This is a genomic window from Bacillus sp. LR--39 (assembly GCF_053613335.1).
In genome coordinates this window covers 1-765 of the sequence record NZ_JBSIOT010000745.1, presented here as the reverse complement: position 1 = coordinate 765, position 765 = coordinate 1, and the positions used below count along the sequence as shown (strand labels likewise).

Here is a 765-nt window from a genome sequence, read left to right as displayed (position 1 = left end):
GCTCAATGTCATCCCTTGCGGCTATCACCGTTACTATTTCAAAACAAAAGAGATGCTGGAGCACGAACTGGAAGCATCACAAACGGAGGGCACCCGCGCAGAAGTCGTACAGAAGGTCGAAAAAGAGCTGTTCGAGCTTTATAAAGATCCGAACCTTGCGATCAAACCGCCGCAGCTGGAAAAACGGGGCGGAGCTTACTACAGTGATGCAGCATGTAACTTAATCAGCTCCATTTATAATGATAAACATGACATTCAGCCGGTGAACACAATCAATAATGGTGCAATAGCGAGCATTCCAGACGATTCCGCAGTTGAAGTGAACTGTGTGATGACGAAAACTGGCCCTAAGCCAATTGCTGTCGGCGACTTGCCGGTGTCTGTCCGTGGCCTCGTCCAGCAAATCAAATCCTTTGAACGTGTCGCGGCAGAAGCGGCAGTTACAGGTGACTACCAAACTGCACTCCTTGCCATGACGATTAACCCGCTTGTCCCGTCCGATACTGTGGCCAAACAGATTTTAGACGAAATGCTGGAGGCGCACAAAGCGTATCTGCCGCAGTTTTTCAACAAAATTGAAGCGTAAAAAAAGCCGGCCTGTAATGGGCCGGCTTTTTTCTTACTTGCTTTCAGTCAGCGCTGCGACTTCGGTCGTCCATCCGAATTCGTCTGCGACAGCGCCTTTTTGAATGCCTGTAATCGTGTCATATAGTTTTTTTGCGATTTCTCCTGTTTCACCGTTGTTGATCGAAAGTGTTTCATCCT

General features: G+C 48.2%; 2 pseudogenes. One reads left to right on the top strand and one right to left on the bottom strand.

The features are described from left to right. Positions 1–586, top strand: a pseudogene (gene licH, locus ACWHAR_RS26255) (6-phospho-beta-glucosidase LicH); the annotation flags it as partial. Positions 587–619: 33 nt separating this feature from the next. Here the strand turns inward: licH and ACWHAR_RS26250 are convergent. Beyond that, positions 620–765: pseudogene (locus ACWHAR_RS26250) on the bottom strand (branched-chain amino acid aminotransferase); the annotation flags it as partial.